Below are 14,328 nucleotides of genomic sequence, written 5' to 3'. Positions count from 1 at the left end.
GAGCATGAGGAGCATTCCATGCAGGCCATCGTTGAAAACCTGAAATCCACTGCCGCGAAGACTGCCGCCACCGATCTTCGCGCCGCTTTTGCCGCAAACGCCAATCGTTTCGAGCAATTCAGCGTGCGCTTCGACGATCTGTTGATGGATTATTCCAAATGCGCCGTGAATGACGAGGTGCTGGCGCTTCTCGAAAAGCTGGCCATCGAAGGCGGCGTCGAGAAAAAGCGTGACGAAATGTTCTCCGGCGCGGAGATCAACTTCACCGAAGGCCGCGCCGTGCTGCACACGGCGCTGCGCAACCGCTCCAACACGCCGGTTCTCGTCGAAGGCAAGGATGTGATGCCGGACGTGAACGGCGTGCTTGCCGCCATGGGCAAATTTGCCGATGCCATCCGCTCCGGCACGCTGAAGGGTGCAACCGGCAAAAAGATCACCGACATCGTCAATATCGGCATCGGCGGCTCCGATCTTGGTCCTGTCATGGCCACGCTGGCATTGGCGCCCTTCCATGACGGTCCACGCGCGCATTTCGTTTCCAACATCGACGGCGCGCATATTGCCGATACGCTGAAGCTGATCGACCCGGAAACATCGCTCTTCATCATTGCGTCGAAAACCTTCACCACCATCGAGACCATGACGAATGCGGCCACGGCCCGCGCTTTCATCGCCGACAAACTGGGCGAAGAGGCCGTCGGCCACCACTTCTGCGCCGTTTCCACCGCGCTCGACAAGGTCGCGAAATTCGGCATCGATAGTGACCGGGTCTTCGGTTTCTGGGATTGGGTCGGCGGTCGCTACTCCATCTGGTCGGCCATCGGCCTACCGCTGATGATCGCCATCGGCCCTGACAATTTTGGCAAGTTCCTGGATGGCGCCCATGCCATGGACACCCATTTCCGCGAAGCGCCGGTGCTCCAGAACCTGCCCATGCTGCTCGGTCTCATCGGCTTTTATCACCGCAACGTGCTGGATTACCCGACCCGCGCCATTCTGCCCTACGACCAGCGCCTGTCGCGCTTCCCGGCCTATCTGCAACAGCTGGATATGGAATCGAACGGCAAGGGTGTGACCATCGACGGCACGCCTGTCGAAGGTCAGTCCGGTCCTGTCGTATGGGGCGAGCCCGGCACGAATGGCCAGCACGCTTTCTACCAGCTGATCCACCAGGGCACGAGCGTCATTCCAACCGAATTCATGATCGCCGCCAATGGCTTCGAGCCGAAGCTGCGCCACCAGCATCAGCTGCTCATCGCCAATTGCCTTGCGCAATCGGAAGCGCTGATGAAGGGCCGCACGTTAGCCGAAGCGAAGGAACAACTGACCTCCAAGGGCATGGACGACAAGAAAGCCGATTTCATCGCGCCGCACCGTGTCTTCACCGGTAACCGCCCGTCGATCACCTTCGTCTACGACAAGCTGACGCCGTTTGCGCTAGGCCGCCTCATCGCGCTCTACGAACACCGCGTCTTCGTGGAAGGCGTGCTGTTCCGCATCAACTCCTTCGACCAGTGGGGCGTGGAGCTTGGCAAGGAACTGGCAACCGGCCTTCTGCCTGTGGTGGAAGGCAAGGAAAGTGCCGAAGGACATGACAGCTCTACGCAGGGTCTGGTCAAGGCGCTGTCTGGGCTGGCGAAGTAAGCACGTCCAATCGTCTCCCATAACGAAAACCCGCCGGGCGACCGGCGGGTTTTGTTGTTTTCAGCGATGGTCGCGCGCCTTACTCGGCAGGTGCCACCGCAGGGTCCAGCGCGTCTATGCCTTCCTGACGGTCATAGGCGGCCTGATCGAGAATGCCTTGACGCTTGGCGACGATGGTCGGGATCAGTGCCTGACCCGCCACGTTGACCGCCGTGCGGCCCATATCGAGGATGGGATCAACCGCCAGCAACAGCCCCACGCCTTGCAGCGGCAGACCGAGCGTGGACAATGTCAACGTCAGCATCACGGTCGCACCCGTCAGACCCGCCGTTGCGGCAGAGCCGAGAACCGAGACGAAGGCGATCAGCACATACTCCTGAATGCCAAGCGGCAGGCCGTAGAACTGTGCAACGAAGATGGCGGAGATCGCCGGATAGATGGCCGCGCAGCCGTCCATCTTGGTGGTTGCGCCAAGCGGCACGGCGAAGGCGGCATATTCACGCGGCACACCGAGATTGCGCTCCGTGACCTGTTCTGTCACCGGCAGCGTGCCGATGGAGGAGCGGGAAACGAAGGCCAACTGGATGGCTGGCCATGCGCCGGAGAAAAAGCGGATCGGGTTCAGCCCGTTTGCCGCAAGAACGATAGGGTAGACGACGAAAAGGACAATGGCGAGGCCGATATAGATTGCCGCCGAATACCAGCCGAGCGATGCCAGCGCTTCCCAACCGTACACGGCAACGGCATTGCCGAGAAGACCGATCGTGCCGATGGGCGTCAGGCGAATGACCCACCACAAAATCTTGCGCGTAATGGCCAGCAGCGAGCGGTTGAAGGCCAGAAAAGGCTCTGCTTTTTCACCCACCTGCAAAGCGGCAATGCCAACAGCAATCGAAATCACCAATATCTGCAAGACGTTGAAGTTGAGCGCGGTCGTCGCACCACCCGGGGTGACCTTGGTCGATGCCTGAAGACCGAGCAAGTTGGCGGGGATGAGGCCTTTGAGAAAGTCAAGCCACGAGCCGGTGCTGGAGGGTGCAGCCGCAGCCGTCACTGCTACGCCCGAATTGATGCCCGGCTGGATCAGCAGACCCAGCGTAATGCCGATGAGAACGGCAATCAGAGCCGTGATGGCAAACCACAACAGCGTCTGCCACACCAACCGCGCCGCATTGTTCAGCTCCCGCAGATTGGCGATGGAAGCCACGATGGCGGTGAAAATCAGCAGCGGCACAAGTGCGCGCAACAACTGAACAAAAATCGAGCCGATGGTCGACAGCGTCTGAACCAGCCAATTCGGCCCCGTCTCGGACGCTCCCATCTGTCGGGCGATATAGCCCAGCACAAGACCGACAACCATGGCGGCGAAGACCTGGAAGCCGAACGACGCGTAGAAGGGCTTATGTGCCCGTGTGGTGGATGAAGCAGACATTTTGTATCCGTGAAAAACGAAAAGACGATCGCTACCGTCTAACGTGAAAATGAAGAGATGGTTCTATTCTCTGCCTCTTGTCCACAATATCAACGAACGAAATTTCTCGCCCGCGTGATTCACTAGAAATTTTGTTTATCAGCTGCAGCAGCACGGACCGGCTTCTCACGGATCAAAACAATTCATGAGACCAATCCATCTCGGCAGATGGAAAAGGCGGATAGAAGCGCATAGCCTTGGCAAACTCTCCTCTTTATCGGGGCTTTTGCCAAATGCCGCTTCTCGATGCGACCGCCATTCACCCCATTACCCTGCCCGATGGGCGGGTCTATGAGGAAACCGTCTATCTGAAGAATGTCATCGATCATCCCCGCATGGATGTCGGTGATTTCAGCTATTACACGCATTTTGGGAAGCTGGAGGACACGGCAGCCATTCTGGCGCCCTTCCTTGGTCACGAAGTCCGCGAAAGGTTGGTCATCGGCAAATTCGTGCAGATAGCAAGAGGCAGCTATTTTATCACAAGCTCAGCCAACCACCCAATGACGGGTTTCACCACCTATCCGTTCCGCATCTTCAAGCCGGAGACATTCGGCTACAAGGATCTGCCTGTCAAAGACACGATTGTGGATCACGATGTGTGGATCGGTCAGAACGCGGCCATCATGCCGGGTGTCCATATCGGCAGCGGTGCCATCGTTGCGGCAGCATCGGTCGTAACGCGCAATGTACCGCCTTACGCGGTTGTCGGAGGAAACCCCGCAAGGCTTATCCGTATGCGCTATTCTGAAGACGTCATCGAGCAGTTGCTGCGTCTCGCTTGGTGGGACTGGCCTCTCGACAAGATTGAAGGGGAACTTGAAGCACTCAACAGCGGCGACATCGCGGCTTTGACGGGCAATTTCTAGGCGTGCCTCGGTTGTTCTTTCGAACAAGCGGAAATATGCGCCGCAGACTTTACCAGCGTTGCTGGTTTCCGTTGGAAACACCACCATCGTGCCACTCTTCGTAATAGCGCGTGGCGGTATCTTGCGCGTGCAGCAGCATTGCAGGATTTTGCCAGACCATAAGTCCGCCAATGATCACAGCGGCCACCAGCGCAATCCCGATCAGCTTGCGCACCACAAACATCACCAGCCAGATTCCGATGACCGCAAAAACGGCCATCATCAGAATCGAACCGATATCTTCAGGCATATAGGTCTCAAGGGTTTCCATGTGAGCTTATAGAGCGAGCGTTTTGGCCGAAGAAAGGCAGAGCGAGGAAATGAGGAACTGAAACCGCCCCGGCTTTGAAACAAGTGGGACACAGATGGCTGGCAGCAACCCCTAACCTACCCTAAACTTACAACCCAATCTCTTTCGCCCAAGGCGGATTAGCCCCCGCGCGCGACACCGTCACCGCCGCAGCCTTCGCGCCTAGTGCCAGTGCCTTGGCGATTTGGTCTTCCGTTAGCGCCGCAACCTGTGGCTTGGTTAGCAGGCCCTGAAGCTTCAGCGAGGCGAGGATGCCGGCGTCGAAGGTGTCACCGGCACCGACTGTGTCGACCACCTCTACGCGTTCGCTTGGCACTTCCACGCGCAGGCTGGAGGTATAGCCAACTGCACCTTCGGCACCGCGGGTGACGACGACGAGTTTGGCGCCGTGGTGCAGCCAGTGACGGGCGAGTGTGTCTTCGTCACCTTCCAGACCGAACCAGGCCAGATCCTCATCCGAGAATTTGACGATATCCGACTTGGCCGCCATGCGGTTGATGCGTTCCAGATGCTTCTGCTTGTCTTTGATGAAGCCGGGGCGGATGTTGGGGTCGAGCGAGATGACGCGTTTTTCGTGCTCGCGCATCAACAGCGCCTCATAGGTCCCGCCGCAGGGTTCGGGAATGAGGCTGATCGCCCCGAAATGCATGGCTTCGCAGTCGGCACCGATGTTGGGAAGATCGGCCTCGGAGAGCATGCGCAGCGCCGTGCCTTCATCGTAGAAAGCATAGGTCGCGTGGCCATCCACCAGTTTCACGAAAGCGATTGTGGAGGGGCGGTGCGAGAAGGCGCAGAGGCTATAATCGACATTGCTGGCCTTCAGCGTGTCCTTCAGGATTTCACCCATCATGTCATCGGCGATGCCGGAGAAGAAGGCGGAGGGAACGCCGAGACGCCCCAGCGCGATAGCCGTGTTGAAGACCGCCCCGCCCGCATAGGGCGCAAAACCCGGCTCGCCTTTCGTGGTTTCACGCGGCAGCATGTCGATTAGGGCTTCACCACAACACAGGATCATCCGGTCCTCCTCCGTATCAAAAACTAAATCGATTTAAACAACTTCGCCCGAAATGGCCAGATGTCTGCCAACCGAAAATTCTCACCCAAACAAGATCAGGATTGCGGCAATTCGCTGACCCCGCCGCGCGCAGCTGACCATGGCAGCGGGTTGTCGAGGAAGGCCTCGACTTCCGACAACGTCTTGTCATCGAAGAGCTTTTCCGCGCGAGCAACCGCCAGAACATTGCGCCATGTGCTGAGGTAATGCAGCTTCACGTTTCCGTTGCCAAAACGTGCCTCGGCCTCCGGGAAGATGCCGTAATAGAACAGCGCAATGCCGTGATCGACAATGCCACCGGCAGCCCTGATAGCATCGATGAAGGTAAACATGGAGCCGCCAGCGGTCGTGAGGTCTTCGATCACAAGCACGCACGCGCCCTCCGGCATATGGCCTTCAATCTGCGCATTGCGACCATGGCCCTTGGGTTTCTTGCGGCAATAGATCATCGGCAGGCCCAGACGCTCCGCCAAGAAGGCCGCGAAGGGAATGCCAGCCGTTTCACCACCGGCCACGCAATCGAATTTCTCGAAGCCCGCATCGGCAACGATCTTGGCCGCTGCGAAATCCATGACGGCGGAGCGGATGCGGGGATAGGAAATCAGCTTGCGCATGTCGATATAGACCGGGCTCTTCATGCCGGATGCGAAGGTGTAGGGGTTTTCCGAATTGAAATGCACCGCCTTGATTTCCCACAACATCTTCGCAACAAGTTCAGCCACAAGGGCGCGATCCGTGAATGTAAACTGGGACATCGACATTTTCCTCTTTTGATCATCGAGTGCATAAAAGAACTGCCGGATAAACCGGCAGCGATTGAAAAAATCAGGTCACATCCCAGTGCAGCGGGAACATCGGGTCGAACACCGTGACCGGGCCTGCGCCGGTGTCGATCTTGGCGGGGAAGCTCACCGGCTCATCGCGCTTGACCATCGTGATCGTCTCGTCATTCGGCGCCAGACCATACCAAGCCGGGCCGTTCAGCGAAGCAAAGGCTTCAAGCTTGTCCAGCGCATCATCCTGTTCGAACACATGGGCAAGGCAGCTCATGGTGTTGATGGAAGTGTAGACACCGGCGCAACCGCAGGCGCATTCCTTCAACGGGTCCACATGCGGGGCGGAATCCGTGCCGAGGAAGAACCTGATATCGCCGGAGGTCGCGGCAGCGCGCAGCGCCAGACGATGCTCTTCGCGCTTGGCCACCGGCAGGCAGTAATAATGCGGCTTGATGCCGCCGACCAGAATGGCGTTGCGGTTGATGATGAGGTGGTGGGTGGTGATCGATCCGGCCAGATTGGCCTTGGACGCTTTGATATAATCCACGCCATCGCGCGTCGTCACATGCTCCATCGTGACTTTCAGTTCCGGCAGGCGCTGGCGCAACGGGTCCAGAACCGTATCGATGAAAACCTTTTCGCGGTCGAAAATATCCACTTCCGGCGTCGTTACTTCGCCGTGCACGCAAAGCGGCAGGCCGATCTTCGCCATGCGCTCCAGCACCGGCATGGCCTTATCCATATCCCGCACACCGCCATGGGAATTGGTGGTGGCACCGGCGGGGTAGAGCTTGACGGCGGTGATGAGGCCGCTTGTCTTACCTTCTTCCACATCGTCAGGGCTGGTGTGTTCTGTCAGGTACAGCGTCATCAGCGGTTCGAAACGATCACCCGCTGGAATGGCTTTTACGATGCGGTCCTTATAGGCAATCGCATCTGCAGTCGTCACGACAGGCGGCACGAGGTTGGGCATGATGATGGCGCGCGCGAAATGGCGGCTGCTATCACCGATCACGCCTTCCAGCATCGCACCATCGCGCAAATGCAGGTGCCAGTCATCAGGGCGGCGAAGGGTGATCGACTTCATCGTGGGGCCTCCAAAGCATGTCGCGCAAAAGTGCCGCGGTTTTGCGATAACGACATGCGTAAAACAAGACCGACAGCTTGCTGGAATTGCGCCCGTTTAACACCATTCTGCGTGAGAAGACAGCGGCAAAAACCACTTTTTCAGCGCAAAAGCTGGCGTTAAATCGCGCCTGCCTGCGGCCCCCAGACATCGGTCATGGCAAAACCATCGGCCAGCGGATCGTTCGGGTCGAGCCAGACCTGATGCAGGCCGAAGGTGAAACCACGCCCGGTGATGGTGGGAATGACCGCCGTTTTGCACGCAACTTCGGTGACAGCCGATAAGCCCACCTCAAACTGCGTGCCGATGATGGAGCGAGATGTGTAGACATCGCCCACACTCACCTTGCCGCGCGCATGCAGCGTGGCCAGGTTGGCGGAATTGCCGGTGCCACAGGGCGAGCGATCCGCCCGGCCCGGCCACATGGTGGTGCAGGTGCGGATGGTGCCATCGGCTTCGGTATCGCGGAACATGACGTAGGCCACGCCCGAGATAGCCGGGATTTCGGGATGCATGACGGGTATCTCGCGGTTGACGATATCCTTTAGCACCATACCCGCTGCCACCAGCTTTGCCGCATTGGCCTTGTCGATGGTCAGCCCGATTTGTGCGACATCCACCAGCGCATAAAAAATGCCGCCATAGGCGATATCCATGCGGATGCGGCCCCAGTCGGGCGTGTCGATTTCGACATCCAGCTCGTGAACGAAGGATGGCACCATGGTGAGCTTCACCTTGTCGCAGCGGCCATCTCGACAGGTGGCCGTGGCCTTGACCAGACCGGCTGCCGTTTCCAGCATGACGATGGTTTCCGGCTCCTTCATCTCTACCATGCCGCTTTCCAGCAGCGCCGTCGTGGCGCAAATGGAGTTGGAGCCGGAACTGGCATGCGCCTGATCCGGCTGGAGAATGACGAAGGCGGCATCCGCATCCGGGTGCTTGGGCGGCAGCAGCAGGTTGACGGAACCGATGGGTGCGCCGCGTGGCTCCAGCGTCAGGAAGCGGCGAAGCTCTTCGCCCTTCGGATCGGTATTGAGCCAATGCAACTGCTCGGCCACCGTGTTGCCGGGAATTTTCGGCACGCCACCGGTCGCCACACGCCCGATTTCACCTTCGCAATGAACATCGAGAAGCTGAATTGTGCGTCTGAAGCGCATGGGGGCCACTCCGAAAATGGGTTATTGTCAGCCGGTCATATCCGATTAAATACTGTTTGTATATTACGGTGTTAGCGATACCGGCATTCGGAGTTTCCACGATTGACGGACAGGCTGCAATCGTTCGACCGCTGTGTGCTTCCGTTCAGCGCCTGCGGATCGACAACGCTGGTTGCCGTGTCTCCCACCGAACCGACCGTGTTCCCAACAGAGCGGCCAAGGCGCTCGACCTGTCGCCCGTAATTTTCCCGCGTGCGTGGATCGAACACGGCAATCGGCGCGCTGACCACGACACTCGCTGCCGTACCAACCGTCTGCGCGGCACCAATGCCTACGGCACCGATGGCTTCGCCCAGACCCACATCCGAATCCGTCACCGTCTGCCCGGCAATCAGCCGGTCGCCGATGAGGCGCACGACTTCCGGGCTTTCGGCGAACTTGCCGTGGTTGAGATTATCGCCGGATTTCAGCTTGGTCAGGTCAAGCACGGTAATGCCGGCCTTCTCCAACTGGCTGCGGTAGGGCTCCGCACCCGGATCGATCTGGCCGAGGCGGTCGACATTGCCGGAAATACGGCGCGAGAGGCTTAGCGCCCTGTCATCCTGCGAAACGAACAGCGTGAATTTCGGCTTCTCTTTGCCAAGGCTGGCATATTGACGGGCAAACACATCCACATCGAGATCGGGTGCGGCCAGAATGACATTGTTGATCTTGGGATAAACGCGGCCATGGCGGATTGCCATCTGGCGCAAAGCCTCCACCGCAAGCCAGGTACCCATGGAATGCGCCATGATGGTCACATCATTGACAGAGCCGTCCTTGGCCAGCCGCGTCAGCATCTCTTCCAGCGCATCGCGGGAATAATTGGTGCTTTCCTTGTCATAATTATAATCGAACACGCTGGCACGCGATGGCCATGTGAAGACGACCGGCATCACATCGGAGCCGGAATCATGGACGATCTGCGCAAAGCGATAGACCGATTCCTCGTAACGATTGTTGAAGCCATGCACGAAGACCAGCACGCGCTTGTTCTTTAAGCTATGGGTCTTGATCCAGCTACGGCTTTGCGCCTCATCGGCAATCGGCTCCACGGAGACGGTGGTGAAATTCTTGAGCGGATCAGCCGGCAGCTTCTTTGGCCACTGCACCTGGCCAACGGTGCGGTTGGCAGCAGGCGGAATGGACACGGTGATCGCATCCACCTTCAACCCGGTTCCGCGTTCCCCGCCGAACAGAATGGCCTTGTCATCGGACGGCGCACGCGTGGTTGCCACAAGAAGATTGACCGGCGAAGTGCCCTGCACCATTTGCCCCGTCGGCGTCATGACACCGACAGGCCGCCCGCCGCAGGCTGCAAGAAAGGCAAGCAATGTTATGAACGCGACAAGCCTTGCGGCCATTCCGATACTCCCTGCAAAGGCTCTTGGCGACAAATGCCGAATGAAGAGCCCCGGCTATCAACCGATCTGTTTATTGCAGAAGGGGTTATGTGAAGCCAGCCACGAAGCGATCTCTGCCAGCTTCTTTTCCCGCCGGTGTGTCGCAAGCGCCTCAACCGGGGAAGACGCAGAACGCGTGGTATATCAGTGGCAAGCTTGGCGACGGCTACGCCAACTATACATCGCTGATCTAGAGCACCTCACCACTGAAAATATCAAAACTTTATGCAGAGGCCGCTTTAAAGCTTCGGAGAGAAATTGAATGAGACTATCTGTACTTTTGAGGGGCAATAATTTTCTTGAAGCGGATCGCTTCGGACTATCCATGGACGGCCGGGCGAACATCGATTCCCTTATCGAGAAACTAATCAACCCCGTTCGTGAAAAAGACCCCGAAGCACAAATCTTTCTGGCGACCTATGACAGTCCGGCACTTGAGGAAATTCAGGCAAAGATCGGCAATTGCGAAACGGTTCTGATCGATCAGGCAGGCAGCACCCAGCCGGAAACCTATAAAGCCGGGATCAGGAAAGTTTTCGAGACCGGAAATTTCGACAGCCTCATCGTGTCGCGCTTCGACCTCGAATTCAAGAAAAGCTTCGACAGCTGGAATGTTCAGCTCGACCACAACGGGATCTATTTCCCCTGGCGTGAATATCGCAACCATTGGCGCGATCATTTCCGTGTCGGCGATGCCGTCCATGTCATTGGCAAAAACAGTCTTACCTTGTTCCATGATGCGATCATCATGAGCCAGTTGTCTGGCCGCAGGCACCTGCATCTTCTCTACTATTACCTGCGGACGATGCACCGCGACTTGAGGTTCATGGAAGACGGCTATTGGGATTCCAATACGATCTTTGCCAATCCCGAATGCGATAACCCGCTTTACAAGATCCATAACAGGCCGCGTGTTCTCCAGATGGGTAGCGGCAACACCGAATTCATGGATGAGATTCGCGCTTAAAGACAGAAAGGGCACCGAAACGGTGCCCTGAACTTCCTTAGATTTTTAAAGACCTGCCGGTCCTGCCAAAGCGCGAGAGCAACCTCAAGCCAGATATTTGTCGTCCCGGGCGCTAGGCACTTTAACCACCGCCAAAGTGGCATCGCTCAAAGCCTCGAAGGCATTGACCGTGCCGGGCGGGATATCGATGATGCTTCCCGCATCCCATTCCCGGTCCAGCATGCGGACCTTGCCAGAGATCACGAGTGTGATCTCGCGCGCGATCTTGTGGTAATGGGCAGGGTCGCGGTCGCCTTCGCGATAGGATTTGACACCCACTTCGAAAGCATCCGTCTTGATGATGGACGGTTCGAAATTACCGATGAACCATCCACCGATCATCTGGTCGAGTGTTGAATCTTTCTCAGGCATTTTCACTCGCAAAGACCGAGAACTCGTTCAACTGGCGAGCAGATTTGATCGGGTGGAAATCCTTGATGCCGATGGGTGATATGCCGATCGATTTTCCGGCCAGAATAAACTCATTGAAAACAGGGCAGATGTAGAACATGCCGTCATGGCGCGCATCCTTGCGGATGGCATTTTTTGCAGCCTCAACGAAATCCCGGCCTTTGCGGAAGTAATAGAAGCCTGCCGTGGCATTGTCGCTGATCGGGTTTTTCTCTACGGCCTCAACGACCAGCCCCTGATCGTCCAGCCGCACAAAGGAGTAGCGCGGATGGACGGATTTGAAGGTCAGCGTACCACCATCCAGCTGCCGATCCGCAAAGCCTGCGAGCACGTCTTCAAACGGCACATTGAGGAATTCGTCACCGTTGAGAATGAGCAAGGGCGTGTCATTGTCGATGAGATGAGCGGCCAGAAGCGCCGTGCAAGCTGCACCCTTGGTGCCGGACTGCACGGGAACGACCTTGGCATCCGGGTCGATCAGTTGAACGACCTTGTCGAGATGATAACGGCGTAATTCCTTTTCCTTAATTACCAAGATGAGCTGGTGATCCTGGATTTGCGCACATTGCTCCAGCTGACGCTGGATGAGCGGAACGCCGTTGATTTCCACGAGCGCGGTGGGGTAGGAATCGGTGGCGTCGATCTTCGGTTCGCCAGCGGACAGGAACAGAATATTCATCGCAACACTCACCCTTGGATTTGTCTGATGGTTTCAACGACGGCGGGATAACTAACCTCGGACACATCGTGAACCACCATCACATGCGCGCCGGAAGCCTTGGCAGCCTTGATCCCATTTTCATTGTCTTCGACGATCAAGCATTCATGCGGCGAGATGCCCATCATCTCGATGGCGCGGCTGTAGATTTCTGGATGAGGCTTTGCCTGCTTCACATCCTCATTGCTGAGCTGGAAATCGAGATAGTCCTCAAGCGCCGCCTTGTTCATCATCAGACCCACGGTGCTTCGGATGGAATTGGATGCGACCGCAAGGCGGTAGCCATCCTTGCGTAGCTGCGCCAGCGCATATTCCTGCTTGAAGACCGGCTTGCACTTCGTGTGGATGATCTCGGTGGTGTAGAGCTGCTTCATCTCATTGATGAAACCATGCAGCGCCACCGGCAAGCCGCGGATCGCGGTCAGGATTTCAAGCTTCTTGCGCGTCGGCAGACCATCGAAAATTGTCAGATGTTCGTGCCGCTGTATCGTGTATCCAAAAAGCTCCAGCGCCCGATTAAGCGCCTCATAATGCCATTCGCGGGCGTCGATCAGCACGCCGTCCATGTCGAATACAATCGACTTGATTGCAGTCATCTTAATGTTCCTGATTGAGAAGTTTGTCGCGTGCGTATTCCGGCTTATCCGTGCAGATGGCGAGGCGGTCCCTGTCACGCAGTCCGGTGGAGACCAGCCAGTCGAGAAACGCATCATATTCGTCATGGCGATGGTGCAGATCGGGAGCGACGAGAGCCACAGATTTTCCGTCCGCCAAAAGCGTTTCAATACGCTGCGCATCATACCAGCGACCGGGACGGAAATTATCCACCCAGACCCCCGTGACGCCGGGATCATCGTAAAGCGAAGGAACCGGCTCATATTCGCTGAGCCGGGTATAGGAGATGAGCTTGCGCTTCACGCCCTGAATAAGGTCTGGAACGGAGCTATCGAAGAGGAAATAGTTGCTGTAGCCTTCGCTAAGCAACGTCTCGGTCAGAAGATCATGCAGCCCATCGGCCTTGATGTTGAGCGCAAGCAATGGCGAACCGTGCGCCTTGGCAATCTGCAAAAGCTCACTAAACGTTATTTCGCCGCCTTTTGGAATGTCGTGCGAAACGACAATCGTCTCAACGCCATCGACAAGGCTGTCGCGCAGATCTGTTTCGGTGCCGAAGCCCAGAGAGAACGAACGGTTGAACGCCTCGACCGTGTTCTTTTCCGCGGGCGTCTTCCAATAACCTCTGTGGCTGAGAACTTCGATCATGCCTGCACCTTCAAATGTCGGGTCACGTCTTCAGACAACGGCAAGCCGGTGAAGTAAGTCAGATCTTCTGGAATACCGAGACCATACATGCCGTCTTCAACCGAACCGATGGAATAGGCGCCAATCTTGAGGGCGTCCTCGATCATGAAGGTGTAGACCGGCGCGACGTAGAATTCGCCATTGACGCGGAAATCACGTTCGATCATGCGGTCCGCATATTTCACAAAATCCGACCCGCGACCGAAATTATAAATCCCGACGGTGGCATGGTTGGAGATCACCTGCTTTTCGACGACATTATCGACATAGCCGTCCTCTCCGAAAGACACGAAGCTCCACTTTGGATCATCCGCCTGCATCGTCATGATCAGGCCATCCTGCTGATCTGCGGTGGCCAAATATTCGTTGATGTTGACATCAACATACTGGTCGCAGTTGGCGATCATCAGCGGGTTGTCATTGTCTATGGCGTTCCGCGCCAGCAACACGGTGCAGGCAGCGCCCTGGGTTACTTCCTCGACCAGAAAAACCTCGCAGCCCGGCGCCCATGCCCGCAGCTTTTCGTCCAGAGCAAAATCGCGGACATGCCCCGCCTGACAAATGAAAATGAACCGATGCTCGATATCGGGACGAAGATTGTCTATGACCAGCTGCATCATAGGAACATCGTGGATCGGCAAAAGCGGCTTGGGAAGTGTATATCCAGCCTTGGCGAAACGGCTTCCGTGGCCCGCCATTGGCACGACAATGTTCAACATGGTATCAATCCCGCATGATGTTGGCTTGCGCCAGTCCTGATAGTCAATTCCCGCTCAAAACCAGCCACATCTTCCATTTTCGGAAATCAGTTTTTCGACAATCAATGGCTTTGTTATAGAGAATGATGGCAGTTGTAGATTTGAGGCCTTGCACGAGGCTTACGGGCGAAGATCGACTTGGCCGAACCTGAACCTTATCTTGAACGAGATAGGTAATTTGCAGTGGCGAACGGCTTGGTCATCATCAGCGCACAGCAAAATGCGGACGCTCTGCGTTGGCGCGG

General features: G+C 56.9%; 15 protein-coding genes. 3 read left to right on the top strand and 12 right to left on the bottom strand.

Annotation, left to right across the window (positions count from 1 at the left end; genetic code table 11):
* The first annotated feature begins 18 nt into the window (after positions 1-18).
* Complete coding sequence (pgi, locus tag AC27VJ_RS01635; protein ID WP_488682566.1) at positions 19-1,644, top strand: glucose-6-phosphate isomerase; 1,626 nt, start codon at positions 19-21, stop codon at positions 1,642-1,644.
* A gap of 79 nt (positions 1,645-1,723) precedes the next feature.
* Here pgi and AC27VJ_RS01630 read toward each other — a convergent pair whose 3' ends face one another.
* Positions 1,724-3,076: a dicarboxylate/amino acid:cation symporter gene (locus AC27VJ_RS01630; RefSeq protein WP_488682565.1), complete on the bottom strand. Its 1,353-nt coding sequence runs from the start codon at positions 3,074-3,076 to the stop codon at positions 1,724-1,726.
* A 272-nt stretch (positions 3,077-3,348) separates the two neighbouring features.
* Here AC27VJ_RS01630 and AC27VJ_RS01625 point away from each other — a divergent pair, with 272 nt between their 5' ends.
* On the top strand, positions 3,349-3,984 hold the full coding sequence (locus AC27VJ_RS01625; RefSeq protein WP_488682564.1) for a CatB-related O-acetyltransferase: 636 nt from the start codon (positions 3,349-3,351) through the stop codon (positions 3,982-3,984).
* A 49-nt stretch (positions 3,985-4,033) separates the two neighbouring features.
* Here AC27VJ_RS01625 and AC27VJ_RS01620 read toward each other — a convergent pair whose 3' ends face one another.
* The 6 genes from AC27VJ_RS01620 to AC27VJ_RS01595 form a co-directional block, all read right to left on the bottom strand.
* Positions 4,034-4,273 (bottom strand): hypothetical protein, encoded by a 240-nt coding sequence (locus AC27VJ_RS01620; protein WP_488682562.1) that lies wholly within the window; start codon positions 4,271-4,273, stop codon positions 4,034-4,036.
* 148 nt (positions 4,274-4,421) lie between these two features.
* Positions 4,422-5,348, bottom strand: a complete 927-nt coding sequence (locus tag AC27VJ_RS01615; RefSeq protein WP_488682561.1) for a carbohydrate kinase family protein — start codon at positions 5,346-5,348, stop codon at positions 4,422-4,424.
* A 95-nt stretch (positions 5,349-5,443) separates the two neighbouring features.
* Complete coding sequence (locus AC27VJ_RS01610) at positions 5,444-6,142, bottom strand: orotate phosphoribosyltransferase (protein ID WP_488682560.1); 699 nt, start codon at positions 6,140-6,142, stop codon at positions 5,444-5,446.
* A 70-nt stretch (positions 6,143-6,212) separates the two neighbouring features.
* Complete coding sequence (pyrC, locus tag AC27VJ_RS01605) at positions 6,213-7,250, bottom strand: dihydroorotase (protein ID WP_488682559.1); 1,038 nt, start codon at positions 7,248-7,250, stop codon at positions 6,213-6,215.
* A gap of 158 nt (positions 7,251-7,408) precedes the next feature.
* A complete protein-coding gene (locus AC27VJ_RS01600; RefSeq protein ID WP_488682558.1) occupies positions 7,409-8,446 on the bottom strand; it encodes a 4-hydroxyproline epimerase in 1,038 nt (345 codons plus the stop codon).
* A gap of 71 nt (positions 8,447-8,517) precedes the next feature.
* A complete protein-coding gene (locus tag AC27VJ_RS01595; RefSeq protein WP_488682557.1) occupies positions 8,518-9,849 on the bottom strand; it encodes an alpha/beta hydrolase in 1,332 nt (443 codons plus the stop codon).
* A 301-nt stretch (positions 9,850-10,150) separates the two neighbouring features.
* Here AC27VJ_RS01595 and AC27VJ_RS01590 point away from each other — a divergent pair, with 301 nt between their 5' ends.
* A complete protein-coding gene (locus AC27VJ_RS01590; protein ID WP_488682556.1) occupies positions 10,151-10,855 on the top strand; it encodes a hypothetical protein in 705 nt (234 codons plus the stop codon).
* Between the two features lie 84 nt (positions 10,856-10,939).
* Here AC27VJ_RS01590 and AC27VJ_RS01585 read toward each other — a convergent pair whose 3' ends face one another.
* The 5 genes from AC27VJ_RS01585 to AC27VJ_RS01565 are packed head-to-tail and all read right to left on the bottom strand — an operon-like array spanning position 10,940 to position 14,044.
* Positions 10,940-11,266, bottom strand: a complete 327-nt coding sequence (locus tag AC27VJ_RS01585; protein ID WP_488682555.1) for a cupin domain-containing protein — start codon at positions 11,264-11,266, stop codon at positions 10,940-10,942.
* Positions 11,259-11,984 (bottom strand): glycosyltransferase family 2 protein, encoded by a 726-nt coding sequence (locus AC27VJ_RS01580; protein ID WP_488682554.1) that lies wholly within the window; start codon positions 11,982-11,984, stop codon positions 11,259-11,261. Before AC27VJ_RS01580 ends, AC27VJ_RS01585 begins: the two co-directional genes overlap by 8 nt.
* Positions 11,985-11,992: 8 nt before the next feature.
* The gene (locus tag AC27VJ_RS01575; RefSeq protein ID WP_488682553.1) at positions 11,993-12,619 is read right to left on the bottom strand and encodes an HAD family hydrolase; all 627 of its coding nucleotides are present in this window, start codon (positions 12,617-12,619) and stop codon (positions 11,993-11,995) included.
* A gap of 1 nt (position 12,620) precedes the next feature.
* Positions 12,621-13,286 carry a PI-PLC domain-containing protein gene (locus tag AC27VJ_RS01570; protein ID WP_488682552.1) on the bottom strand — a complete coding sequence of 222 codons (666 nt, stop codon included), beginning with the start codon at positions 13,284-13,286 and terminating at the stop codon, positions 12,621-12,623.
* Positions 13,283-14,044 carry a glycosyltransferase family 2 protein gene (locus AC27VJ_RS01565; protein WP_488682551.1) on the bottom strand — a complete coding sequence of 254 codons (762 nt, stop codon included), beginning with the start codon at positions 14,042-14,044 and terminating at the stop codon, positions 13,283-13,285. Before AC27VJ_RS01565 ends, AC27VJ_RS01570 begins: the two co-directional genes overlap by 4 nt.
* Positions 14,045-14,328 lie beyond the last annotated feature (284 nt).

The sequence above is a fragment of the Agrobacterium sp. 20P9.1.2 genome (assembly GCF_057799395.1).
Note: the sequence above shows the minus strand (reverse complement) of the source record. Positions and strands in the feature narration are given on the sequence as shown.

Excerpts from the sequence above, each read along its gene's own strand:
- pgi (WP_488682566.1), top strand. The coding sequence starts at position 19 with ATGCAGGCCATCGTTGAAAACCTGAAATCCACTGCCGCGAAGACTGCC.
- AC27VJ_RS01630 (WP_488682565.1), bottom strand. The coding sequence starts at position 3,076 with ATGTCTGCTTCATCCACCACACGGGCACATAAGCCCTTCTACGCGTCG.
- AC27VJ_RS01625 (WP_488682564.1), top strand. The coding sequence starts at position 3,349 with ATGCCGCTTCTCGATGCGACCGCCATTCACCCCATTACCCTGCCCGAT.
- AC27VJ_RS01620 (WP_488682562.1), bottom strand. The coding sequence starts at position 4,273 with ATGCCTGAAGATATCGGTTCGATTCTGATGATGGCCGTTTTTGCGGTC.
- AC27VJ_RS01615 (WP_488682561.1), bottom strand. The coding sequence starts at position 5,348 with ATGATCCTGTGTTGTGGTGAAGCCCTAATCGACATGCTGCCGCGTGAA.
- AC27VJ_RS01610 (WP_488682560.1), bottom strand. The coding sequence starts at position 6,142 with ATGTCCCAGTTTACATTCACGGATCGCGCCCTTGTGGCTGAACTTGTT.
- pyrC (WP_488682559.1), bottom strand. The coding sequence starts at position 7,250 with ATGAAGTCGATCACCCTTCGCCGCCCTGATGACTGGCACCTGCATTTG.
- AC27VJ_RS01600 (WP_488682558.1), bottom strand. The coding sequence starts at position 8,446 with ATGCGCTTCAGACGCACAATTCAGCTTCTCGATGTTCATTGCGAAGGT.
- AC27VJ_RS01595 (WP_488682557.1), bottom strand. The coding sequence starts at position 9,849 with ATGGCCGCAAGGCTTGTCGCGTTCATAACATTGCTTGCCTTTCTTGCA.
- AC27VJ_RS01590 (WP_488682556.1), top strand. The coding sequence starts at position 10,151 with ATGAGACTATCTGTACTTTTGAGGGGCAATAATTTTCTTGAAGCGGAT.
- AC27VJ_RS01585 (WP_488682555.1), bottom strand. The coding sequence starts at position 11,266 with ATGCCTGAGAAAGATTCAACACTCGACCAGATGATCGGTGGATGGTTC.
- AC27VJ_RS01580 (WP_488682554.1), bottom strand. The coding sequence starts at position 11,984 with ATGAATATTCTGTTCCTGTCCGCTGGCGAACCGAAGATCGACGCCACC.
- AC27VJ_RS01575 (WP_488682553.1), bottom strand. The coding sequence starts at position 12,619 with ATGACTGCAATCAAGTCGATTGTATTCGACATGGACGGCGTGCTGATC.
- AC27VJ_RS01570 (WP_488682552.1), bottom strand. The coding sequence starts at position 13,286 with ATGATCGAAGTTCTCAGCCACAGAGGTTATTGGAAGACGCCCGCGGAA.
- AC27VJ_RS01565 (WP_488682551.1), bottom strand. The coding sequence starts at position 14,044 with ATGTTGAACATTGTCGTGCCAATGGCGGGCCACGGAAGCCGTTTCGCC.